Source organism: Streptomyces sp. NPDC002870 (genome assembly GCF_042888505.1).
GTDB lineage: Bacteria > Actinomycetota > Actinomycetes > Streptomycetales > Streptomycetaceae > Streptomyces.
On the sequence record NZ_JBIAPW010000001.1, the window covers coordinates 219050 to 242653 of the forward strand.

16 protein-coding genes are annotated in these 23604 nt (G+C 66.8%); 8 read left to right on the top strand and 8 right to left on the bottom strand.

Annotated elements, in window-relative coordinates:
• Nucleotides 1–96 precede the first annotated feature (96 nt).
• The gene (locus ACFYWY_RS01070) at nt 97–2709 is read left to right on the top strand and encodes an N-6 DNA methylase (RefSeq protein ID WP_389177645.1); all 2613 of its coding nucleotides are present in this window, start codon (nt 97–99) and stop codon (nt 2707–2709) included.
• 209 nt (nt 2710–2918) lie between these two features.
• On the opposite strand, the gene ACFYWY_RS01075 is transcribed toward ACFYWY_RS01070, so the two are convergent.
• The 7 genes from ACFYWY_RS01075 to ACFYWY_RS01105 form a co-directional block, all read right to left on the bottom strand.
• Nucleotides 2919–4466: an ATP-binding protein gene (locus ACFYWY_RS01075; protein ID WP_389177648.1), complete on the bottom strand. Its 1548-nt coding sequence runs from the start codon at nt 4464–4466 to the stop codon at nt 2919–2921.
• Between the two features lie 20 nt (nt 4467–4486).
• Nucleotides 4487–4942: a DUF6238 family protein gene (locus ACFYWY_RS01080; protein ID WP_389177651.1), complete on the bottom strand. Its 456-nt coding sequence runs from the start codon at nt 4940–4942 to the stop codon at nt 4487–4489.
• 44 nt (nt 4943–4986) lie between these two features.
• Entirely contained in the window at nt 4987–6453 is a 1467-nt protein-coding gene (locus tag ACFYWY_RS01085; RefSeq protein ID WP_389177654.1) for an SCO6880 family protein, read from the bottom strand.
• Between the two features lie 98 nt (nt 6454–6551).
• On the bottom strand, nt 6552–7919 hold the full coding sequence (locus tag ACFYWY_RS01090) for an ATP-binding protein (RefSeq protein WP_389177657.1): 1368 nt from the start codon (nt 7917–7919) through the stop codon (nt 6552–6554).
• Nucleotides 7920–7977: 58 nt separating this feature from the next.
• Nucleotides 7978–8664, bottom strand: coding sequence for a hypothetical protein (locus tag ACFYWY_RS01095; protein ID WP_389177660.1), 687 nt, complete (start codon nt 8662–8664; stop codon nt 7978–7980).
• Complete coding sequence (locus ACFYWY_RS01100; protein ID WP_389177663.1) at nt 8664–8972, bottom strand: DUF6112 family protein; 309 nt, start codon at nt 8970–8972, stop codon at nt 8664–8666. The genes ACFYWY_RS01095 and ACFYWY_RS01100 overlap by 1 nt, the downstream gene beginning before the upstream one ends.
• 74 nt (nt 8973–9046) lie before the next feature.
• Nucleotides 9047–10177 (bottom strand): C40 family peptidase, encoded by a 1131-nt coding sequence (locus ACFYWY_RS01105; RefSeq protein WP_389177666.1) that lies wholly within the window; start codon nt 10175–10177, stop codon nt 9047–9049.
• Between the two features lie 629 nt (nt 10178–10806).
• Between ACFYWY_RS01105 and ACFYWY_RS01110 the strand changes: the two genes are divergently transcribed.
• Nucleotides 10807–11556 (top strand): DNA-methyltransferase, encoded by a 750-nt coding sequence (locus ACFYWY_RS01110; protein ID WP_389177669.1) that lies wholly within the window; start codon nt 10807–10809, stop codon nt 11554–11556.
• A gap of 94 nt (nt 11557–11650) precedes the next feature.
• Here ACFYWY_RS01110 and ACFYWY_RS01115 read toward each other — a convergent pair whose 3' ends face one another.
• Nucleotides 11651–12568 carry a transporter gene (locus ACFYWY_RS01115; RefSeq protein WP_389177672.1) on the bottom strand — a complete coding sequence of 306 codons (918 nt, stop codon included), beginning with the start codon at nt 12566–12568 and terminating at the stop codon, nt 11651–11653.
• Between the two features lie 542 nt (nt 12569–13110).
• Between ACFYWY_RS01115 and ACFYWY_RS01120 the strand changes: the two genes are divergently transcribed.
• The 6 genes from ACFYWY_RS01120 (at nt 13111) to ACFYWY_RS01145 (ending at nt 23558) form a co-directional block, all read left to right on the top strand.
• The gene (locus tag ACFYWY_RS01120) at nt 13111–14682 is read left to right on the top strand and encodes a TIGR02677 family protein (protein WP_389177675.1); all 1572 of its coding nucleotides are present in this window, start codon (nt 13111–13113) and stop codon (nt 14680–14682) included.
• A complete protein-coding gene (locus ACFYWY_RS01125) occupies nt 14682–16103 on the top strand; it encodes a DUF2398 family protein (RefSeq protein WP_389177678.1) in 1422 nt (473 codons plus the stop codon). Before ACFYWY_RS01120 ends, ACFYWY_RS01125 begins: the two co-directional genes overlap by 1 nt.
• Nucleotides 16100–20437: a TIGR02680 family protein gene (locus ACFYWY_RS01130; protein WP_389177680.1), complete on the top strand. Its 4338-nt coding sequence runs from the start codon at nt 16100–16102 to the stop codon at nt 20435–20437. Before ACFYWY_RS01125 ends, ACFYWY_RS01130 begins: the two co-directional genes overlap by 4 nt.
• Nucleotides 20434–21693: a TIGR02679 family protein gene (locus ACFYWY_RS01135; RefSeq protein ID WP_389177683.1), complete on the top strand. Its 1260-nt coding sequence runs from the start codon at nt 20434–20436 to the stop codon at nt 21691–21693. Before ACFYWY_RS01130 ends, ACFYWY_RS01135 begins: the two co-directional genes overlap by 4 nt.
• 94 nt (nt 21694–21787) lie before the next feature.
• A complete protein-coding gene (locus ACFYWY_RS01140) occupies nt 21788–22192 on the top strand; it encodes a hypothetical protein (RefSeq protein WP_389177686.1) in 405 nt (134 codons plus the stop codon).
• A gap of 283 nt (nt 22193–22475) precedes the next feature.
• Entirely contained in the window at nt 22476–23558 is a 1083-nt protein-coding gene (locus ACFYWY_RS01145; protein ID WP_389177689.1) for a MerR family transcriptional regulator, read from the top strand.
• Nucleotides 23559–23604: the final 46 nt, after the last annotated feature.

Below are 23604 nucleotides of genomic sequence, written 5' to 3' on the forward strand. Positions count from 1 at the left end.
GCACAGCACAGAAACCCTGAGCTGGACTCCACACTGGAAGGCGAGCAGCAGGCGCTGCACAGCTACACCCCCACCCAGATACGTCATTACGCCCGGATGCTGCTCCGCCCCTTCTCCACCTCGGACCACCGTGGCGAGCTCACCACGTCCGCATCCCTGGTGAAGGTTGCCAGAACCGCGTTGACCGCGTATGAGCGTGATAGCCACACGGAGGCGACGCATCTCTACGATCCAGCGTGCGGCTCCGCCACCCTGGCGCTGGACGCGGCCCAGGCGCTGGCCGAGCAGACCGGAACAACTGTCACCATCGCCGGCCAGGACGTCAACGCGTCCGTCGTCCAGCGTGCCCGGGCCCACGCCTTCCTCCTCGGCGCTGACGCCGCATTCAGCCCGTCAAACTCCCTCGAACAGGACGCCTTCCCCGACCGCCGATTCGACTACACAGTGGCAGAGATTCCGTACAACCTGCACTGGCAGAAAAGCTACGAGGAGTGTGAAGTCGAGGCTGGCCGCCCGGAGGGACGTTTCCCCGCCGGACTTCCGCAGCCCAACAACGCCTCCCTGCTGTTCGCCCAGATCCTGCTCAGCAAGCTTCGAGATCCGGCAGACGGTGGCGGCCGGGGCATCATGTTCACCGCCACCGGGCCGCTGCACGACACGGGCGGCAGCGCGATCCGTACCTGGCTGCTCGACCAGGACCTCCTGGATGCCGTAATCGCTCTGCCCGAAGGGCTCAGCGCGAGCACCGGGATCCGGCTGTTTGCCCTGATCTTCTCCAACCGCAAGCCCACGGCGCGTCGGCACAAGGTGAAGTTCATCGATCTTCGCGGCTTTTACCAGGACGGGGACTCCCGCCGACTCGTCGAGCGCCGCACGATCAGCGAAGCAGCTCTCGACGAACTGTCTCGTAGCCTGAAGCATCCGAAGCCGACGGCCTACAGCAGAACAGTCGCAGCGAAGGATCTCTCCTTCCGCCAGGTCAGCGTCGCCCATCACACCACCGCAGCCACCATCAAGCCCGAGCCGTGCGACGTACCACGCCTGACCATGCTCCTACCGGCAACCTCCGCCACCGAAGCATGGCGCGACACTCGGTACGCCACGATGCCACCGGACGTGAAGGACGTAGCGAACCCACAGCTCACGATGTTCGACGTGGACCGCGTCTTTAGAACCGACCGAACCCCGCGTGCGCTGCGTGACCTCACCCAGCTCGGCTGGAAGACCGCCCGCCTGACCGAGCTCACCGAGCACATCTGCTATATCCCCTCGGCCAAAGCCGCCGAACGCGCCGTGATGCTGTCGTCCGTCACCGGGGAGCCAGCTCTCATCCTTCCCATTGAACCGCGCTTGGACGCGGTGATCGGGGACCCGGGCGAAGTCGCTCCCGAAAACCGCATCCTCGTGCTCAGGATCAGGGCGACGCACGCGGACGCCGAATACCTAGCGGGCTGGCTCAATTCCCCTCTGGGCCGGCACCTGCGCTCGGTGGCCATCGGCTCCGGCAGCGACAGTTACGTCAGCCCCCGCGCCGTCAACCTCACCCAAGCCTGGCGCATGGCTGACGATCTCCTGATCCCCCTACCGGACCTGTCCGTCCAGCGGGACATGGCCCGCACGGAACGAGCACTGGTCGCAGCCCGCCGTCACCTGGTCGATTCGCACCGAGAGCTCTGGAACGACCCTAAGAGGCGCTCCGACATCTACCGGGAAGCCAGCCGCCTCATCCCGTCGGCAGACCTTGCTCAATGGGCAGCCAGCCTGCCCTTCCCCATGGCTAGCGCCCTGTGGGCCTACGAATCCAAAGGCGACAGTAACCTGCACGCCCGCCGCGACCAGATGTTCCACTTCTGGGACGCCACTATTCAGTTCCACGCCACGGTTGTCGTGTCAGCCCTACTCCAGGATCGCTCACGCCTCAAGCAGGAACTCCCCACCCTCGCTGCACAGTTCCACTCCGTGGGACTCACCCCCGAGCGGGCCACCCTCGGCATCTGGCACATCATCCTGCAGCGGCTCACCAAGACGTACCGCACCGCACTGACCGGAACCGACACCGACGAGCAGGCACGAGCACGAGCAGCCTTCGCCGACGCACCACCGGACTTCCTGGACACCCTCCTTAGTACCGACGTCACGAACCTGTTCGGAGAGGTGATCCAACGACGCAACACCTGGAGCGCCCACTCGGGTGCGACAAGCTCCGACTCCCTCAAAGAGCAACTCGACATCCTGACCGGCCACGTCCACACCCTGCGCAATCTGATCGGCGCCGGCTGGCAGGACTTTCCCCTCGTACGCGCTGGCGCCGCCCGGATCAGAAACAGGGTGTTCCACCATGATGTGGACCTGGCCATGGGCCCGAACGCACCGTTCCGGCAGGAGCAGATCCCGATTAGCCAGGCTATGGAGGAAGACGGCCTCTACCTCCTCTCCCGCGAGGCCGGCAGCGCACTCCCCCTTGCTCCGCTGGTCATAATGCGCCCGGCAGCGTTCGGATCGAACAGCGGCTGCTACTACTTCAACCGCCTGCAACCTGAAGGTGTCCGATTCGTGGCCTACCACGAAGTAGCCGAATCGGAACTGATCGAGGACGCCACGCCCACAGCCAGCCTTGCCGCTGCTCTGGCCTCCGGCGAGCCGGCCCCCCCAGTAGCGAGTCCCGCCCAACGAGGTGTACCTGGCCCTGAGAACCGCTCGCTCCAGTGACCGCGTGTGCCAATTTTCCACTGACGGGCGCGGGCCCTCACCTGGGGCTTCGGCGGCTGGCGTCCCCCGAGCCCCGGCAAGAACCTCTTCTACGCCCACATCGGCCGAAACTCACCCCGATGAGTGCCCTGTTCGACTTCCCAAGTCACTGTGCTCGCTAGGACAACAGCTTCTCAAACTGAGGATGGGAAAGGCTCCGCGCCCCCAGATCACATAGGAATTGAGCAACTGTCAGTTGCGGCGAACTCGCGGGAGACCGCCGACATCCGGGCATCGGTATCGAACAACTCGCGCTCGCGCGGATGCAAAAGATGTTGAGCGATGAACGATCGGCCTGCGACCTTCCACAAGCCACGCCCCTTGGTGAGAGCGGAGACGGCCTGGGTCTCGACGCCGGTGAGCCCCAACAGGGATGCGGCCGAGGCTAGTTGGTCGGCTTCCTGGCGGTAGATGATCCGGGTGGAGCAGTCGGTGAGCAGGCCCTCGGCCAAGGCACGTCCCCGGGAGCCGGCATCGCCCGCGGTCAGCAGGTCGCTGAGGCGGTGGATGACCATCAGGTTCGCGATGCCGAGACCGCGGGAGAGCTTCCACTGGCTCTGCATCCGCTCCAGCAGAGCGACGTGCCGCATCACACGCCACGCCTCGTCGTAGATCACCCAGCGCCGCCCACCGGAGGGGTCGGCAAGCGCGGACTCCATCCACGCGGAGGCACAGGTCATCGCCAGGACGAGCGCGGTGTCGTCGCCCGCACCCCCGAGGCGGGACAGGTCGATGGACAGCATCGGCGCGCTCGGGTCGAACGCCACGGTGCTCGGCGCGTCGAACATCCCTGCCAGGTCGCCGTGTACGAGTCGGCGCAGTGCGTGGGCGAGGTCCTCGGCGGCGTGCCCGAGGCGGCCGGACAGCTCGCCGAGCGCGGCATCGAGACGCTCGGGGGAACCGAGAACGTAGGCGACTTCGCCTAGCAGCGGAGTGGTGCCGTTGGCCTCGGCGTAGGCGACGACCTGGTCGAGTGCCACATCGAGGGCGGTGTGTTCCATGGGATGCAGCTCGCGCCCCAGGACGGTCTTCGCGAGTGAGCCGAGCAGCAGAAGGCGTCGCTTGCGGACCTCGCCCGTCCAGTCCTTCTCGCTGACGCCGTACGGCCGGGCGGGCGCGTCGAGGGGGTTGAGGCGTCCCGGCAGGCCGGGGCCGAGCGCGATGGTCTGGCCGCCCAGCTCCTGGGCTACGACGGTCCACTCGCCCTTCGGGTCGCAAGGCACGTAGATCCGGTATCCGAAGGCGACGGCGCGTACGGCGAGGGACTTGGCCAGGGCGGACTTGCCCATGCCGATGATCCCGGCCAGCAGGATGTTGGGGTTGGTGAAGCCGTCGAGGCGCCCGTACAAGGCGAACGGGTCGTAGGTGAACGCCGCTTCCGCGTGGACGTCACGGCCGATGTAGATCCCCTGAGCGCCGAGGCCGCCCTCCGCGAGGAAGGGGTAGGCCCCGGAGGCCGTGGCCGTGGTCATCCGATGGGCGGGCAGCTTGAGACGACCGCCGCGGGCGGAGGCCGGACCGGGCCGGCCGATGGCCGGGTAGGTGGCTCGCAGCTCGGGATCGAGACCGGGCGCGGTGCGGCGGGCTTCGGGACGTGCAGCGTGCCGGGCCTGGTCGCGGGCGGCGGCGAACTGGGTGCGGGCGGCGCGCGCAGTGCGGCGGTCGCTCTTGCGAGGGACGAACAGCGGGCTGGCGCTGGCGCGGGTACGAGAAGCCATGGTGGTGGTGCTCCTGGCGGTCAGTGGCGGGTGAGGCCGGTGAAGGGGTCGCGCAGATCGGCCGGGGTGTGGTCACGCCGGACGCGGGTGGCGGTGGCCAAGTGACGCTGGCACACGGTGAGTTCGGGCACCCCCTCCGGCAGCCGGGCCCGGCACGCCTCCCGGGCGGGCAGGCGACCGGAGCCGGGATGCGGGGCGGCGTGGAAAGCGGCGTGGAGGTGCTCGGCTGCCTGCCACAGCCGAACCCGGCCCGCCCGCAGGTGGTCACCCTCGGCGCTGGCCACCGGGGTGGTCCGGGCGGTGTGGGCGTCGAGCAACCCGTAGAGGGCGACGAGGTGAGCGTGCAGGGAGTCCAGCTCGGTCCGACTGGCGGCGATCGGCGCGACGGGCATGTTGATCGCGCGGTGGAAGTCGAGCGCGGCAGTGGCGAACGGGACGAAGTCCGGAGCCAGTTCGGGCAGGGGCTCGGTCGGCATGAGAAGTGCCCTTCGGTAGAGCGCGGGTTGGTGGAGCGGGTGCGCTACGGACGGGCGAGGGGCAGGGCGGCGTTGGTGAAGGCTTCGGCCTGCTGCCAGGTGAGGAGGCGGAGATCGACAAGGGCGGCGGCGGCCGCCGTCTCGATGGCCGCGCAGGCGGCGTTGAGCTGCTTTTCCGTGTCGGCCGAGACGGTGAGGAGACCGGTGAGCGCGACATCGGCGTGCCCGGCGATCAGCTGACGCTCGCGCTGCTTGATGTCCGCGTACTCGACCGAGTCCTCTTCGGAGTCGACTTGGCCCTTGCGCTGCCGCTCGGCCGCGTCGGCGATCACGGTGGCCTTACGGCGCTGAACATCTTTGAGCGCGGCGTCCAGACCCTTGGGCGCGTAGGTCAGGGAGAGCGTGCGGCGGACACCGGAGGTGAACAGCAGCTGGTGCAGGAAGCCGGGGCTCGTCTCGATGCGCGGCCAGTTCTCGATCCAGAAGGTGGCGTGGTGGGCTGAGTCGGTCTGGATGCGGTCGGCCTTCTCGACCAGGACGACGGGGCCGGCGGAGGCGGGGTCGGCCTGCGGTCGGCCGGAGGAGGACCACTGTTCCAGCGCGGCGGACGCCTTCGGGTCGTACGCGGTGCGGATCACGGCGGCGATTTCACTCGCGGGCAGCCAAGTGCTCGGTGCCAGACCGGAATTGCGGGCGGCCTGGTCGAAGGTGGACGTGAGCTGGGAGAGGACCGCGAAACCACCGGTCAGTCCGCCACCGGCCTGGTTGATCAGGCGGCGGGCGGCCTTGAGGTCGAGGGCGAGCGCGACGTACGCCTCGTGCGGGGCAGCGGCGGGGCCGGCGGCGGCCAGTAGCTCGCTGTAGATGGACCCGGCGAGGTGGGTCTGGGCGTTGCCGTGCTCGTGCCAGTAGCGGTTGAGCGCGTCGCCGGAGTCCGGCACGGTCCGCTCCAGGACCTGGACCCGGGCGATGTGACCGGTGCGCGACAGGGCAGCCAGGGTGCGTCCCCAGCCTGCGACGTTGCTGGTCTGCGTGGCGGGGTCGAGCAGCGCGAAGGCGCGCGAGGAGACCTTCACAACGGAGGTGAGCGTCCCCTCATGAGGGTCGTGCACCGCGCCGAAGCGGCCGTCCGGGGAAGTGACGACCCGCAGCGACGCGCCGGTGCCCGGGAGATGGAGCAGGCCCTCGCGCTGCGGTCGGCGGGAGGGACGGGCCAGCCAGATCAGCTGGCCCCGGAAGCGGCGAAGCGCGTACCGGACGGCGATCGGTGCCCAGTCGGCGAGCGAGCGTCCGCGGTGGCGGATGAAGACCGCCGCCAGGATGACGACCCACAGAGGTATGAGCCTGAGTGCCCCAGGGACGCCGGAGGTGATCAGTACCGCGAGCACCAGCAGGCCGGTGATGGTGACGACGGTCAGCTGGGGAGCCGAGAGACCGAGCAGTACGCCCCGGCGGGAGCGGTGGGGGAATTTGACGGCCGGGCCGTCAGAGGTGGAGAGGTCGGGGTACATGGCGAAGCCGTCCTTGGAACGTGAAGGAAGAGAGAAGGGGAGGAGGCGGGGGCGGGTTGGGCCGTGCTTGGCCGGAGCCCACCCCCGTCAGGCGAGGGCTACGAGCCTGATCCGCCCGGCGGCTGGGGGTAGATCCACCGTTGTGGCGTGGTCCCGCCCTGCGGGGAGGGCCCGCTGGCCGGGGACGGTCCGCTTCGCCGAGGTGCTGGCGTGTCCATCCGCGTCACCTGCGGCGATGCAACCGACGCGCCCTGGGGCGTCGGGCCGGAGGAGACCGGTGCCGAGTTGGCATCCGCTCCGCTGCCCTGGCCCGGACGCTGGATCAGGGGCTGACCGCGGTCTCCGTCCGTGGGAGGCCGCCGGATGGGCGCCCGGCCCTTGTCGCCCGTGGCGTTGGGGTCCTCACCGAAGCGGAAGTGGGTCTGCTTCGGCTGGCCGCCACCCGAGCCGCCGGTCGGGTCGATCCCGGAGGTGACACCGCCGGATCCCTGGCCCGGAACCGTCGCCGGACCCTGCGGTGCGCGCATTCCCGTGCTGGCCTGGACTGCGAGCTGGCCCGCGGTCTTGGCCGCACCGGCAGCGACCGCCATACCGGCGACGCCGGTGCGGTGCAGGTCGTCCTGGCCGCCGCCGTCGGCAGCCCAGTGCACGAACTTGTACGTGGCGTAGGGGCACAACATCACCAGGACCATCACGACGATGCCCGCCATCGCATCCGAGAGAGCGCTGAGCCCGTCGTTCGCATCGGTCTTGCCTATGGCCGAGATGCCCAGGAGGAAGACGATCGTCATCAGCAGCTTCGAGACGATCAAGGTGCCGGTGGCCTCGATCCAGCCGCGTCGCCAGCGACGGGCAACCTCCCAGCCACCGCCGGCACCTGCGAACACCGCCAGCGTGACCAAGATCAAGATGCCGACTTTTCGGGCGACCATCACGGCCCAGTACAGGAAGGCGCCGACGGCGCATCCTAGAGCGACGATGGCTGGGATGCCCCAGCCGAGGCCGTACATCGCCCCCAGTGCGTTCACCTTGATGATGCGGCGGACCGCGTCATCGATCGAGGTGTTCGCCGCTTTGAACAATCCAGCGCTGAGGGCGTCGACGACGGTGATCGCGACGGTAGTGCAGGCGATGGCGGCGAAAGCGAAGATGACGCCGGTGACGGTGCCGCTCACGGCCTGGGCCAGGGCCCGTTCGTCCCGGCGCCAGGCGGCCCGCGTCAGCTGCAGACAGAACGTACCGACGGTCAGGATGAGGCCGATCGGCAGCAGCAACTCGTAATTGCTGCGGAACCACCCGGCGTTGAGATCGATGGCGGTGGTCTTGTCGACGGCCCTGGACGCGAGGTCCGCAGCTGCCTGGGCCATCTCACCCATCGACTTGGCGATCCACGCGCCGATGCCGTCGGTGACTGCTTCGCCGGTGGCGCCGACGACGCCGCCGATGGTGTTGCAGACCGTGTTCATCAGAGGAAGGTCACAAGCCCCCATGAGGGCACCTCCTTTTCGTACGGGTTTGGGGCGATCACGGCGCGACGCTCGGTAGGACTCCGACCAGGGCGCAGTCCTGGTGGGGGCGGCACTGGACGGCGAGCGTGGTGGAGCGGGACTCGGCTCCGGCGCCGGAGCCCTTCCAGGCGATGGTCTGCTTGCCAGTGACCGTGACGGCGTAGGCATACGCCTCGGTGATCGCGCCGGGGTCCTGGGCCAGAGCCGTCTTGAACGCCTGGGGGAAGTGGCCCTCGCCGACCGTGGCGCTCGCGTGCTGGTGGTTGTCGTGCATCCGCGCCCACAGCACCGGGCTCGGCGCCTGCTGGGTCACGGACTTCCAGTCGGCGTACTCCTTCTCGCTCGTCATCCAGCGCTTGAGCCCGGACAGGTGCTCGGCCTGGGAGAAGGAGCGGGTGTCGTACGTCCAAAGAACCTTCGTGGCAGCCTTGGCGAACTCGATCGGATCGCTCGTCGCGGGCGGCGCCGCAACCGCCACGCCCTGGGCCCGAGTCGACTGCGGCGCAGGCGAAGCAGAGTCGGACTCGGACACCGGAGCGTCCTTGGCCGGGGGCGGGCTCTCCTCTCGCGTCATGTACGCGAGGAGGCCGGCGAGGGCAATCAGCACGGCGAGGACGACGCCGCCGATCAGTACACGCTGGGTGACCGAGGAGGGAGCTCGGTGGGTGCGTGTCTTGGCAGTGGAGGAACGCTTCTTCGGCATCAGCGGACCTGCGTCCCCATCGCGCTGAAGAACGCGACAATCCCATTCGCCGCGCCGAGCAGCAGCGCGCATCCCGCGGCGACGACCGTGCCCTTCTTGCCGTTCGCCTCGGCCTGGTGGCCGCCGCTGTGGTGGCCCCACGCCCAGACGAGGGCGGAGATGGCCAAGGCGCCGACCACGGCGATGATGCCGAAGAGGTTGATCGACGAGATCACGTTCCTCAGCACGCTGAGGCCGGGGAGGCCACCCTCTTTCGGCGTGACGCCGGGGTTGTACGCCAGGTACTGGGCGTGTTGCATGAGCTTCATTTAGAACTCCAGAGCGTTCTTGGGCGCGTGAGGGCCCATAGGGGCGGTGCTGGGGAAGAGGGAGAGGAAGCCGGTCAGACGACTCGGCGGACGGCGAGAATGTCCGGCCGCCAATCAGCGAGGGTCGAGATCTTGACCACGTCGCCGGACTTGGGGGCATGCAGGATCAGTCCGGCGCCGATGAACATCCCGACGTGTTCCGGCACGGCGGCCGTGCCGCGGGTGAACAGGAGATCGCCAGGCTTGAGAGCGTCGACCTTGACGGCCTTGCCGTCCTTGACCTGGGTGACGGTGGTCCGGGAGATCGAGACGCCGCCAGCCTTGTACGACGCCTGCATCAGGGACGAGCAGTCGCACCGGCCCATCGGGTCCTGGCCGCGCGGATCCGAGCACCCACCGCCCCACTGGTACGGGGTGCCGAGTGCGCCGAGGCCCCAACGGATAGCCCTCTGGACCGACTTGGGTGCCCCGGCCGGGATCTTGTAGTCCTTGGGCACTGACCCCGGAGGGATCGGACCGAACTCGGTCCCGACGCCCTCAGCTCCGCACCCGTCGACGGGAGCTTCCGGCTTGGTGTCCTCGCCTTTGTCATTCTCGGAAGCGCTCTTCTGGCGCAGGGCCTTGGCGATGGCCTTCTGCAGGGCGGTGGCCAGCGGCTCCCACTTGGCATAGGCGTCTGGGAACCCGCTTGCCTGGACTGCCTGCGCCGCCTGGGTGACCGTCATCGACTCCCAGCCCGAGACCTTGAGCAGCCTCTCGTAAAACTTGGTCGAGGCGTGCACCGGATCACGAACCTGCGCCGCCGTGCCCCACCCCTGCGAAGGGCGTTGCTGGAAAAGACCGAGCGAATCCCGGTCCCCGTAGTCGAGATTCCGCAGCCCCGACTCCTGCAGGGCCGTGGCCAGCGCGACGATCTGCCCGCGCGCCGGCACCTTCATCGCGACGCCGGTGGCCTGGATGGCCTTGGCGTTCGGTATCTGTTCCTCCGGGGCATCCAGCCCCTGAATGGACACGGACCCCTTGCCATCACCCTTGAGGATCGACTCCACCTGCTTGGCGACCGCTGCAGTGTCCAGAGCTTGTGCATCGCCGTCGATACATGCGGCCTGTGCGTTACTGGCGCCGGTCAGGGCTACGGCGAGAGGCGCGATCAGCAGCATCGGGCTGAGCGCGACGGCCCCCGCAATGACACCGACCTTCTTCACGGCCGCAGTCCGTACGCCGTGCGGTCTGTCGGGGAACTGAGCCCCAGGGAGGGGCGTGCCTGGGCATGCCGCATAAGCAGCTCCTGTTACTCGTAGGCAGCGCGGCAGCGGCGTTCTCGTCGAAAGGTCACCGGTACTGCGCCGGTTAAGAATTTGCAGTCCCAGGAGGAAGTCCAGTGACTGGGAGCTGCTAACTCCCAGTCGCTGGAGCCCTCTTTGAAATGCGGCAGTCAGCCGCGCTCGTAATCTGACGCGCCACATGGGGATTCCCTCTCTCTCCAATCGGAGACTGGCTTCCTGGAGAGCCGTGTCGTGCTGTCGTCTGGACGGAACAACACGCATCAGCACAGCTCAACCGGGCTGAAACCAGGTCCCGTCCTGCGAACATGGCGAGACTGTAGAGACGAAATCCGGCCGCACCAAACGGCCCCCTCGGGACCTTCTCCGCCGCCAGGCAAGGGCTCTCGCTCATTGGGTGCGGCCGGAGAACGGCGTTAACCTCCAGCGCATTGCTCGCCCCTGGCGGCTGCGTCCGCGGTTTCCCGGAGTGAAGCTTGCCGACGTGCACGTCCCCGGGCAAAGGGGAATTGTGCGCGCACGACCGCCTTCCGGAAAGAGAGAACCTCGCAATGCCGTACACCCTGCACCGAGGGGATGCGCTTACCGCCCTCGCCGGCATCCCGGACAACAGCGTGGATGCCGTGATCACCGACCCGCCGTACAACAGCGGCGGCCGAACGAGCAGCGAGCGCACAGGCCGGACCGCTCGCGCGAAGTACACCTCCGTCGATGCCGAGCACGACCTCGCCAACTTCCCCGGTGAGAACCGCGATCAGCGCTCATACGGCTTCTGGCTCACACTCCTGCTCACCGAGTCGTACCGGGCGACCGTCGAATCGGGCACCGCGCTCGTCTTCACCGATTGGCGGCAGCTGCCGACCACCACGGACGCGTTCCAGGCAGCAGGCTGGACCTGGCGAGGGATCGCGTCGTGGCATAAGCCGGTCTCCCGGCCGCAGAAGGGCCGACTCAAGCAGTCGTGCGAGTACATCGTGTGGGGAACCAAGGGGCCCGTCGACGCCAACCGCAACCCCGTCTACCTGCCCGGTCTCTACACGGCGAGCCAGCCCCGGAAGGACCGAGTGCACATCACGCAGAAGCCGGTGGAAGTGATGCAGGAGCTGGTGAAGATCTGCCCGCCGGGCGGAACGGTCCTGGACCCCTTCGCTGGCTCTGGGACGACCGGCGTCGCAGCCCTGCGAGAAGGCCGCCAGTTCATAGGGGTCGAACTCTCCAAGCACTACGCCGACATCGCAGAGGAGCGTCTCCACAATGCTCTGACACAGGACGACTTCGAGCTTGCCGGACCTGAGGAGTGAGAGCGAGAAGCCCCGTCACTGGCGCCAGAACGCAAGAAAGGGCGGTTGCGTCACCAGGTTCTTGTGACGCAACCGCCCTTGACCGTGGGACGAATCAGGAGGCCTCGATGCTCTGCCGGATCAGACCACTCGCCCGATCGAGATCCTCACGAGATCCAATCCGTACCTCGACGCCGTCCCGGATGCCGAGGCACCCCAACCCGCGGATATCCCGCGAGAAGCCGTCCTGCATCTCCACCGTGTCGGGGTCCAGCTTCAGATTGACTACGAGCACTCGGTTGCGAGGCTGAACGCGCACCGTGGCGACATTCTTGATCCGCCTGTACGCGATGTAATGGAGCTGGCTCTCCTTCTGCACGTCGCTGTGCGAGAGGAGAACCTCGTCGAGGTCCGCATACAGTTCCTGCAGGCCCTGTGGGGATTCGTCGAGGTACTGCTGCACCGACTTCGCCGAGCCCGGCCCGGAGGGGCGAGGCGTGTTCTGGGCTCTCCTCCGCGATGGGAGAGCCGCGCCAGCAACCGAAGCGACGAGCTGGAGAGCGAGCACGTCGTCGAACACGCGGTAGCCCACCAGGTCGATTCGGCGGCCGATCATCTCGATGGCGACAGTGTCGTGGTGGGTGAACGACCCGGCGATGCAGACGATTCGGGGATTACTCCAGTCGATCTCCTCGGCCGCCCTGGCGCCGAACTTCTCCCTGACCAGGCTCTCGAACTCGTGGTGGTGATCGTGCAGCCACGACAGGTACGAGAGCGCCTGGTTCACGACGTTCTGGTCGCGCGTGCGCTTGTACTCCACGATGACAGGCGTCCCGCTCTCATCCAGGCCCAGCGAGTCGATCCGGCCCCGGTGACGACCGGTGCGGTACTCGGTCACCAGGAAGCGGATGCCGAGCATCGCTTCCATGTTGGCCTCGATGAGAGTCTGCAGATCGCGTTCCACGCCCACGGACGCTCCGGGTATCTCGGTAGCCTGCCTACCCCTCACCCTGAAGACCTTCAGGTCGCTCACGTATCTCCCCGGCTGTGCCTCGATCACTGCGAACGAACAATCGAAAGCAGGGGGCATATATTCCAGTGAAGCTCGAGACCTGATGGCTGCGGTGAGGCGATCCGACACATAGCTCGGATGTCGTCCCGTCTGGCCTTCCGGTCGCCGGCGAGGCGGCGTCCGCATGCATTGTGACGGTGGCCTCCCCCGTGTGATCTGCCGGGGGAGGCCACGGTTTCCAGGGGCTGAGCGCTCGCGGCATGAGGGCTTCCGGCTTGCAACGGCTGACGCGATCAGGCGAACCCGGAGCCTAGTGCCGTGCTCCTCCCTGCCGCCGTCCGAAGCCGTGCCGACCCCCGAGCGAGTTCTGGCGGCTATTTCGGGCTCCATCAGCCCAGCGACTATCAACTCACCCGATCTGAAAGCGGCTTCTCGCACGATCGCTGCCTGGCGGCTTGGCCGTGGAGCAGCCTCAGAGGCGACCGGTTTCCGGGTACTCCAGCGTGATTGTCAGTGGCAACTGTCAGGGTAGGAGCAGTAGATGTGAACGAGGGGCGGTGTAGGTGCTGCAGCGTGATGACTCGGGAATCGCAGAGTCGTTCGATCTTGACTCGTTGACGGTGGGCGACCGGCTGAGGCTGTTCAACTTCACCCAGCGCGATAACCACGTCGCGTACTTATGGGTGCTGCGGGCGATGAATGTGCTGCGAGCTGTGCACCAGGTTCAGGTCCATACCGATGACGTGGCGAAGGCCTTGAGTGAACTTGCGACAGCGCACGACGAGGTGCCGAGTGCTACGGACCTGAACCTGCGGGCCATGCTCGACAACCTCGCGGCCGAGGATGAGCAGGTCCTCTACAAGGTGGAGGACGCGACGCGATGCGGCAATCTTGCTGCCTACCGCAACCGCCAGTCGGTGTACCAGTTCACGGAGATCGGCTACCGCGTCTACTGCGCGGTGGAAGAGGTCATCGGGTCGCGGGTCCAGGACGCAAACCTGTCGCGTCTGGTCTTCGCCGACATCCTGGCGGACTTCAAGGCCCTGGCCACCGCGAACCGGCAGGGCGACCAGGACGAGGTCTACCGCAAGCTCACCCGGCTCGACAGCGTGCTGGAGGACATGACCCAACGGGCAGCGCGCTTCTATTTGACGCTCAACGACGTAGTCCGTACGACGGACATCTCCCCCGAGACGTTCCTCCGGTACAAGCATGCGCTGCTGGCCCACATGAGCGAGTTCACGGCCGAACTGGAACGCTATGCGCCCCGCTTGGCTGAGGCTGTGCATGAGGTGGAGGACACCGGGGTGGAGACGCTGCTGGAGCGGGCGGCCGCAGCGGACGAACGGCCCATGATGCGCCCGGCTGTACGACTGGAGGACTGGCGGCGGCGCTGGATGGGGCTGCGGCAGTGGTTCTTGGCCGATGGCACGGGCGGGTCCAGGGCGGATCAGTTGCAGGGCGCCACTCGCACCGCGATCTCTGGGGTCATCGCCTTGCTGAGGCAGGTCACGGAGTCACGCAGAGGCGGTGTGAGCCGCACTACTCAGCTGCGGCATCTGGCCGCGTGGGCTGCCGCGGCACCGAATGAGCAGGCGGCGAACGCTCTGGTTGCCGCCGCTTTCGATCTGCGCTCCGTACGGCATCTTTCGGGGGCCCACGACGATGACGACCAGATCTCGCCGCGTTCGACGTGGTGGGAGGCGCCGGGTGTGGAGATCAGCGTCAGCCTCTTCAAGCACGGTAAGAGGCCGGCGCAGGGAGGTCCGCAGCCGGTGCGGAGGTCCCGGGGCGCGCACGCCCGCCTGCGTGAGGCGCAACTGGCAGAGCGGGCCGCGGAACGGAGCGCGGCGGAAACGCTCCTGGAGCACGGACCTCATGATCGAGTACTGAACCAGGTGGAGACTCGCGCCGTGCTCAAGCTGCTGACCCGCGCCCTGGAGGCGCGAACGGTCGTCGCGGGACGTCTGCGCTCAGGCACTGGCAGCAGCGATGTGCTGACGCTGCGTCTCGTGCCCAGCGAACGCGGGAGTCGCGTGCGGACCGAAACCGGCACGCTGCACCTGCCCGGTTTCGCCCTGGAGATCAAGCCCCACGGTGCGATGCGTCGCCGTCTCGGATCGGAGGCGCCCTGATGCCTGCCCATCGCGTAGCCGCATCCGTGGAGCCCGCGGACCTCAGCTCGTACCAGCAGGCGGCCCGGCTCATGTTGTTGCACAGCGTGGTCACCGAGACCTACCCGCGGAGCAAGGCGCTTGCGTCGGTCCTGCAGTGGACCGACGAACTGACGAAGGACTTCCGGGACCTTTTCGGATACACGCTGTCCACGAGTGCCCGTCATGCTCGCCTGCTGCGGCGGCTGGATGCCTTCGACGAGAGCCAGGCGTTTCTCACGGTGAAGAGTAAGAAGCCCTTCGACCGGCGGCGGCTCGCATACCTGTGTCTGGTCCTGGCGTGCTTGAACCGGTCGCGGATAGAGATCACCCTCGCCGATCTCGTCAAGTTCCTTGCTCCGTACGCCAATGCCATCGAGCATCTCGGCTTCGACGCGACGGCAGCGGGCCACAAGGACGCGGTCGTTGACGTGATGGACTGGCTGGTCGACCGAGGGGCGCTGCGGATTTCCGACGGTTCCACCGAGGACTGGGCCCGCGACCACGATCGTGGGGACGCGCTGTTCGACATCGACCACGACGCCTGCGCAGCCCTCTTCAAGCCCAACAGGCCCTTGCAGCACCTGACGAGTGCCGCCGGTCTGCTGGACACCCCGACTGCGGGAACCGGGCGGGACCCGCGTCGGCGTTGGGCTGCCCAGCGGGCCCAACGGATGCTCATCGAGCACCCGGTGGTCTACTTCGCCGGCATCGACCCGGAAACCGCGATCGCGCTGCGCCAGCCCACTCTGGCCGAGGACATCGCGCGTCTGACCGGTCTGCCCGTCGAGCGCCGGGCTGAGGGGATCATGCTTGTCGATACCACGGGGCGCTTCACGGACAAGCGTTTCCCGGGGCGAGGAGGAGCAGTCAACCGGACCGCCGGTCTGATACTGGCGAAGATCGCGGACCTGCAGGAAGACCCCGACCGTTCCGGCAGCCTGCAGCGCCTTCTCCCACCTGACCCGCGAGAAGAACACGCGGACCTGCTGAGTCGCATCGACATGGCCCTGCCCGAGGCCGGCACGCTCGAAGCCCTCGCCCAGGACCCGCAGACAGACAACGGCCAAGGGACGTACGGACCAGGAACGGAATCCGACGCAGCCGAACAGCGGGCGGGCCTGCCGTTCGTTGAGCAAGGCGTGCTGGAGCAGATGATCACCGAGCTGTACGAGGAGTTCGGTCCCTCCTCGTTCACCAACAAATGGCAGGGCGATCCCGGAGGGCTCCTGGCCGAGGCCCTCTCTCTGCTGGCAGATCTGCGCCTGGTGCACCTCGTTCCTGGGGGAATCCTGGTGTGCCCTGCCGCGGCGCGTTACCGCAATATCACCGCCGTGCTGCCTCGACCTGCGTACGAAGGTCAGTTCGCCCTCGACTTCCCCCTTGAGGACACCTCTCGATGACGCTCATCCCGCATCCCCGCAATGCCGAGTATCCGGAGGCCCGATTCAAGCCCACGCGTGCGGGCGTGATCGGCCTGTGGGACTACATCGACGAGGAATTCGTCTTCGCCGACGGTCGCCTGGTGCTGCGCGGGCACAACGGATCCGGCAAGACCAAGGCCCTGGAGGTGCTCTTCCCCCTCGTGCTGGACGGCGTCCTAGACGCGCGACGGCTGGATCCGTTCAGTGGCGAGGAACGGACCATGAAATCGAACCTGCTCTACAAGAAGCAGGAGTCCGCATACGGCTATGTATGGATGGAGTTCGCCCGCACTGCCCCCGACTGCAAGGTCATCGAGGCTGTTACCGCTGGCATCGGCATGCGAGTGACGAAAGCGATGCCCTCGCCGGCCCGCTTCTACTTCGTCACCGATGGTCGCATGGGCCTCGACTTTGGTCTCCTGGACGATGCCTCGCGGCCACTGCGGGAAAAGGCACTGGCGAAAATGCTCGGCGAGGATGCCACGTACGAGACGGCAGAGGCATACCGCGATGCCATCGACGACCGGCTGTTCGGCCTTGGACGCGAGCGCTACAGCCAACTGATCAACCTGCTGCTCCAGTTGCGGCGCCCTCTCCTGGCCAAGGACCTGGATCCGGTCAAGGTGTCCGACACCCTCACCGCGGGTCTGCGCCCCGTCGACGAAGACTTGATCAAGCAAGCCGCCCGGGACTTCGAGAACCTCGCAGAGATCCAGGCGCTCCTCAATGCCTTGGCCGGGGCCGACACAGCCGTACAGAACTTCCTGCGTGAGTACACCAGTTACCTGCAAGTCCACGCCCGAGACCGAGTAGACCAGGTCAAGGAGCGCACGCAGGCCACGGCCGACGAGTGCGCCAAGATCCTTCAGGCAGCGGAGGAACGGCGCGCCGCCGACGGGCAACTGGCTGAGGCACGACAACGCCGGGACACCGGTGAACGGCAGCGCAAAGAGATCGGCACACGTCTCGCCACCCTCAGGAATCATGACGCCGTTACGGAGCAGAAGGACCTCGACGAGCTACGTGACCGAGTGCGCGACGAGAACCAGGGCATCAAAGACAGCGACCGCCTCCTCAACGGCGCTTGGGGGCACCTGGCCACTCTCAAGGGTGAGGCAGAGAAGGTCGGCGAGCGGTGCGAGAAACTCAACGCAGCCGCATCACGGCACACCCGAGACCTCTTGGACGCGGCACGCCGCTCCGGCATCCTCCTCGAAGAGGACGCACTGAACTTCGATGCCGCGTTCCAGACGCACGTCGTCGGCTACACGACCGCGCGCGAAACCGAACTCGAGGATGTGCGCCACCATCTCACCGCAGTCGAGCAAGCTATGGAGGATCAGGGCCGCGAGCAAAAACGTGTGGATATCGCAGCTGCTGAACTCACGGAGACCGAGCAGAAGTCAGCTGCCGCCGCCGATCAGCTCAGCCAGGCGCGCGCAGAGGCCGCCCAGGATCTCGACCAAGTCATCGCTCGCTGGACCGGCGACAGCGAAGCCGCGGTTCTCTGCCCCGCCGACCGTGCACCCCTGCTCGCTGCTTTGGCCGCCGCAGGAGAGCCAGCAACGACCCCGCTGCCCGAGGTCTTCCGCTCTCTCACTGATCAGCGCCGAACTGCAGCCCTCACCCGCGTCGAAACGCTCAAGAGGCAGTACGACGACATCTCGGACGCCCTGCACAAGACGCGAAGCGAGCGAGACAGGGTGGCGGCTGAAGAAGACGAGGCACCTCCGCTCAGCGACCTGCGACCCGCCAACAGAGAGGGAAGGCCAGGCGCTCCGCTGTGGCAGCTCGTACGGTTCGCCGATCACATTTCGGATGACCACGCTGCCGCGGTGGAAGGCGCCCTGTACGCGGCCGGGTTGCTCACCGCATGGCTGCACCCCGACTCGGAGGCCACCGACCAGGCACTGCGCGATAAGGTCGCCGACGCCTACCTGCGTCCACTGCCCGTCACACAACGGCCCACCGGGAGCACACTGGCCGACATCCTGGTTGTCGAAGACCAGGAACATGTGAGCCCCGAAGGTGTGCAAGCCGTCCTCGCTTCCATCGGTGTCGCGGACGACGCTCCGACAGCCGACAGAGACATCGACACGGATAGCGCCCCCTGCATCACCGTCGGGTCGCATTTCTCCCTGGGCGTTCAGGTCGGTGCCCATCCCAAGGAACAGCCGGAGTACATCGGAGCCACTGCACGGGCTGCACGCCGACGTGAGCGGCTGAGCCGCCTCGATGGGGCCATCACCGTGCTGGAGAACCAGCTCAAGGATGCCGAGGGTCAACGGCAGGACGCCCAGGAGGTGTTCGACGACTTCGACCGCGCGCGCTGCCAGCTCCCCAGCACCCAGATGATCGACGAAGAGGCACGCCAGGTGGCGGTGATCGCCGGCAATCTCGCCGGAGCTCGCCGTCGCCTTGAGAAGGCCCGCAAAGACCTTGATGGTGCTGTTGCCCGTGCACACGAGAAGAAGCGGCTGCTGAGACAAGCCGCCACCGCCGCGCGGCTTCCTACGACCCGTGAGGAACTGAAAGGTGTCGCCCAGGCCGTCACCGATTTCGGCGCTGCCGGCAAGGAGCTTGCTGTATGCCGAGAACAGATTGATGAGGCCGAGAAGGACCTCGCGGGCCGCAAAGAGATTATCGAAGGGCAGGCGCAGACCTACGCCGAGGAGGCCGAGCAGCTGCAGACACGCAAGGATGCTTTTGCCGTCCTGGAAGAGCGGCTACGTACGAGGCAAGAGACGCTTGAAGCACCGCTCCGGGAGATCCTCCAGAAGATCAAGGCGGCCGAGGGGCAGCTGGCGGAAGCAGAGAAGGCACACCGGCGTGCGGTGAAGGACGTCGAAGAGCAGCGTGACCGGCTCATGAAGGCCAAGAACACTCTGGAGTTCGTCGGCGACGTCCTGACGACCGCCGTGCGTGAGCAGGTACGAACGACCCTCACCCTTGAGCCGTACGCCCGGCCGGACCTGCTCGGCCTCCTCGACACAGTGGTGGACACCGTCTGGGTACCGCGCGAAGTGTGGCCATCTGCCGAGGAGACCGTGCGGCGACTCATGGACACGCTGACTGCCCACGACACCTCGGTCACTGGCATCGAAGCAGCCCGCAGCGCCGTCCCTACGACCGTCATCTCCCTTGTCGACGCACTCGATGAAGCCACTCAGGGTCGCCGTATCACCGAGAGCCTCCTGAAGACCGCCACCACAAGGATCTCCACGGCCATCACCACGTTGGAAGGCGCCCTGCTCGGATCCGATCAGGGCTACCTCTTCGAGTGGGAGCAGGTCGGCGACATCATCCTGGCCCGGGTTACAGACAGCGAAGGCCCGGCGCCGGTGGCGGACTTCGGGCGCCAATTGGCCGAACAACTCGCCGACCAGCGGGTATTGCTGGAGGAGAAGGAACGTACCGTCCTTGAAGACGGCTTGCTGACCGGGCTCGCCGAGCAGATTCACAGCCGCACCACTGCGGCCCGCGATTTGGTCAGGAACATGGACGCCGACACCCGGGCCAGGCCGATGTCATCCGGAACGACGGTCGGCATCCACTGGGTCGCCTCCGACAGCCTGACCAACTCCCAGAAGGCCGTCAGCAAACTGCTGGAGAAGGACGCGTCCGGACTCGCCCCCGCGAGCTTGGCCGAACTCCGCTCCCACCTGCGCAGCCAGATCCGCACCAAGGCCGCCGCAGACAAAAAGCAGAGCTACCAACACGTGATCGCCGAAGTCCTGGACTACCGATCCTGGCGCAAGTTCGAACTGCGGCTGTTCCGCCCGGGCATGAGTGAGGAGGAGAGGAAGAAGGGAGAAGTTCTCACCAGGGCCAAACACAGTGTGATGTCCGGCGGTGAGAAGTCCGCCTCCATCCACCTGCCACTCTTCGCCGCCGCCCACGCCCAGTACAGTTCCGCCTACCCCACCTGCCCACGCCTGATCGCCCTCGACGAGGCGTTCGCCGGCATCGACGAGAAGTACCGCCCCGACTTGCTCGCCCTCACGGCCAAGTTCGACCTCGACCTCTTCATGACCGGCTACGACCTGTGGATCACGTATTCCGACCTGCCGCAGATCTCGCACTACGACATGAAGCACGACGAGGCATCGCACACTGTCTCCGCCATGCTGCTGGTCTGGGACGGCGAACAGATCCTCGACGACGTCGGATACCCCGGATCCGAAGATCTGGCCGCCGAGCTGCTCAACTTCCGGCCAAGCCGCCACGTTCCGGCCCACGCGGGGTTGCTCACCGACGTGCCTGAGGAAGAGCCGGCAGACACCAGCACTGAGGAAAACGAGGGGGAGCAATGAGTCTGCCGACGTCCGACGCATACGAGCGCTACCGCGGCCCCGAGTTCCGCCGCCTTCTTGGGGCCGCCCGGCGCTCTCTTGAACGCAATGGAGGCGAGATCACCGGCTCCATCGGCCTGACGAATCCAACGACAGACGAGCGCAACGCCGTCATCGGAATCACAGGCGCGTATCGCTCGGCGGACGTCCGCCGTGTCTCTCTTCCGCTCGAGGCACTGGACCAGAACGTCCGCAACGTCACCGGAGCCTCACTCCGCGACGTCTTGGAACGAATTGGTCCTCCACTGCGGTTTCGAGCCGACGAACGGAGCGCCATCAATCAGGCCCGCCAGCAGTTGCTGGCTGAGGGAGAGGCCAGCGCGCTCTACGCCGAGAATCCCTGGTACAAGGAGTGGCTGAGCGGCCTAGCCTCCGACGGGACGATCACTGGGCTGATCAATAAGAAGGATGAACGCCTCCTCAGCCAGGCCATCCGCGTTCTGGAGTACCTCGATGCCCGTGCCAGCGGTTCGCCTCCGGTCATGCTGGCCGCCTTGGCCGACGCCACCACGGGAAACACCAAGGCCCTCAACCCTGGCCAAGGCTCGCTGCCGACCCTCGTACTTCGCGCGCTGGCAACAGCAAGAGGAGTTCCGCTCGAGGCAGGAGCCGAGGCCCGGCGCGAGCTCTGGGACGCGTTCGACGTCATCGTCGACGACCTGGCCAGCCGCGTCCTTGTCCTCAATCTGCCGGCGTCTGGTCGAGGGCTGGGGGAGTGGCTCACTGACGCGGCTCGATACGGCACCCCCTTCCACGTCACACTTCACCAGCTGGTCACCTTGCCTGTCACCGTTCACCTGCCGCGGGTGTACGTTTGTGAGAACCCAGCCGTCCTCCGCCGCGCCGCCGGGGAACTCGGTGCGAGCAGCCCGCCGTTGATCTGCGCCGAAGGCCGACCGTCAACGGCCTTCCACCGACTGGCCCGCTTGATCGTCAACGGTGGGGGACGGCTCCTCTACCACGGGGACTTCGACTGGCCGGGAATCGACATGACCAATCAACTCATCGGCCGCTACGGAGCCGAGCCCTGGAAGATGAGCGCTGAGGATTACCTGGAGGGGCTCCGGACCGAAGACGACCACGTCGCCTTGTCCGGGAAGGCCCGCAGTACTTCATGGGACCCGCGTTTGAGCAATGCGATGCAGGAGCATCAGACGGCTGTATACGAGGAAGGTGTCGCTGACGCTCTCCTGGCGGAGTGGGGTGACCAGCCCTGATTGTCATGGAACCCGCGGAGTGCATTCCGCCCGGGGCGCATCGGCTGAATCCGTACAGGGCTGCTGATCGCAGGTAGGGGGCACGATGATCGGCATGGCGACCGATAGCGAGAGGCAAGCGGCGCTGCGCCTCGCCGAGCAGGCCCACGAGGTGGGCTGGGCGGCCGAGCGAGAGCTCTGGCGCGCGGTGTTGAAGTGGATCAGCGGTGGGCGGCTCGGTCAGCGAGATGGCCGACCCAAAGTTCCTGAGATCGGCACACCATGGCAGGACACAATGTCGAACGAGCGGGTCGGCTGGCGCCAGCGCGCGGCCAACCACGGCGAGTTCGCGTTCGCGGTCGACTATCAGATCTGCCTGGCAACTGCCGAAGCCCGTGATATGCAGCTGCGTAACTCCCAAGTCGGCTACTTGCTCAGGGTCGAGCGCTATCTGCCACCTGCGTCACTTGTCCAACGCATCTCCCGCAGCCTCGCTCGGGGCGCTGGCACTGGCGTGTAATTGCGTCCTCCGCCCCTTGCGCCGATGCGTTGCGCATCGGCATCGGCGCAGTCTCGGCACGCAGGCGGCAGGCACGGTTTCGAAACTCGATACCCATCCGGGATGACTTATCCCCCAAGGTCAATCTTCACCCGATCGCGACTTCGTCACGCGTGTCCGGAAAAGGTTGGCATCGTCCCGCCGGGACTCGCGTGCTGTTCGGTCTCCTCAGTGTTTGAGTCGATCGGCTGAGGTTGACTCTCGACCTTGTCGAGGGCTCAGAGTTCTGGTTGTGGAGAGCGGGATGTGCAGCATTGGTGAGATGGCCCGGGACAGCGGACTGAGCGTGAGCGCCCTGCGGTTCTACGACCGTGGCGGTGTGCTGATCCCTGCATGGGTGGATCCCGTGAGTGGCTACCGCTGGTACGGTTCCGCGCAGCTTGAAGAGGCCCAGCTGCTGGCCCGGCTGCGCCGGGCCGGCATGCCACTGGTGGACATCCGGCTGGTGCTGGCTGGCTGGTCCAGCGCGGACACCGACCTGGTGCAGAAGCTACTTCAGGCGCATCTGCACCGTCTTGAACTGGGACTGTCCGATGCCCGCAGTGAGTTCTCCACGCTCCGAGCACTACTCGAACGCAGGGAGAACCCCATGACCTCGCTCCGTACCGCCGCCGTCCGACTGGCTGTCTCTGGGCCAGAGCTGGCTGCCGCGTTGGACACGGTTCGTTTCGCCGCCAGTACCGACCCGGAACTGCCGATGCTCGGCGGTGTCCTGTTCGACATCGAGGGCGACGGACTCCATGTCGTGGCCACCGACCGGTACCGGATGGCCGTCGCGCGAACCGGTATCACTGGGTATGGCGGGATCCGTCTGCAGGTAATCGTCCCTGTCCCGCTCGCCGACGCGATGCGGGCGCTGCTGAGTGGCAAGGAACCCGTCCAGTTCGCGGTGGATGGTGACCGCGTGACACTGGAGACCGGGGACCGGCAGACGGCCGGTCAGTGCCTCGATCACGACTTTCCCGATTACCGTCGCCTCGTCCGTTTGCCAGCCGGACGCCGCGCGCTCGTCGATGTGTCGGCTTTCCAGGAGGCTGTGAAGACTGGTCCCGTCCGCGCGAGCGAGGCGCGCAAGCCGGACGGCGTGTCTTTTGACCTCAGCGTGCTCAGGGTGACGGCCGACGGCACGGTGACCATCTGTGAGGACGGTGACAACGACGAGAACGACGTTGCCGTCAACCGCGAGTTCCTGCTCCAATCGCTCGCCGCCGGAGCCCGAGACCAACTGATCCTGGAGTTCGGTGCCCCTACGGCGCCCCTGGCGATCCGTCGGCGCGATACCGAGGACACGTTCTCGATGCTGATGCCGGTCCGCCTGGAGAACTAGCCGCGAGGCACGCGTTGCCCCCGACCGCACACACTTGCGGAAACCG

Coding starts and splice junctions, on each gene's coding strand:
- ACFYWY_RS01070 (WP_389177645.1), top strand. CDS start 97: ATGCTGCTCCGCCCCTTCTCCACCTCGGACCACCGTGGCGAGCTCACC.
- ACFYWY_RS01075 (WP_389177648.1), bottom strand. CDS start 4,466: ATGGCTTCTCGTACCCGCGCCAGCGCCAGCCCGCTGTTCGTCCCTCGC.
- ACFYWY_RS01080 (WP_389177651.1), bottom strand. CDS start 4,942: ATGCCGACCGAGCCCCTGCCCGAACTGGCTCCGGACTTCGTCCCGTTC.
- ACFYWY_RS01085 (WP_389177654.1), bottom strand. CDS start 6,453: ATGTACCCCGACCTCTCCACCTCTGACGGCCCGGCCGTCAAATTCCCC.
- ACFYWY_RS01090 (WP_389177657.1), bottom strand. CDS start 7,919: ATGAACACGGTCTGCAACACCATCGGCGGCGTCGTCGGCGCCACCGGC.
- ACFYWY_RS01095 (WP_389177660.1), bottom strand. CDS start 8,664: ATGCCGAAGAAGCGTTCCTCCACTGCCAAGACACGCACCCACCGAGCT.
- ACFYWY_RS01100 (WP_389177663.1), bottom strand. CDS start 8,972: ATGAAGCTCATGCAACACGCCCAGTACCTGGCGTACAACCCCGGCGTC.
- ACFYWY_RS01110 (WP_389177669.1), top strand. CDS start 10,807: ATGCCGTACACCCTGCACCGAGGGGATGCGCTTACCGCCCTCGCCGGC.
- ACFYWY_RS01125 (WP_389177678.1), top strand. CDS start 14,682: ATGCCTGCCCATCGCGTAGCCGCATCCGTGGAGCCCGCGGACCTCAGC.
- ACFYWY_RS01130 (WP_389177680.1), top strand. CDS start 16,100: ATGACGCTCATCCCGCATCCCCGCAATGCCGAGTATCCGGAGGCCCGA.
- ACFYWY_RS01135 (WP_389177683.1), top strand. CDS start 20,434: ATGAGTCTGCCGACGTCCGACGCATACGAGCGCTACCGCGGCCCCGAG.
- ACFYWY_RS01140 (WP_389177686.1), top strand. CDS start 21,788: ATGGCGACCGATAGCGAGAGGCAAGCGGCGCTGCGCCTCGCCGAGCAG.
- ACFYWY_RS01145 (WP_389177689.1), top strand. CDS start 22,476: ATGTGCAGCATTGGTGAGATGGCCCGGGACAGCGGACTGAGCGTGAGC.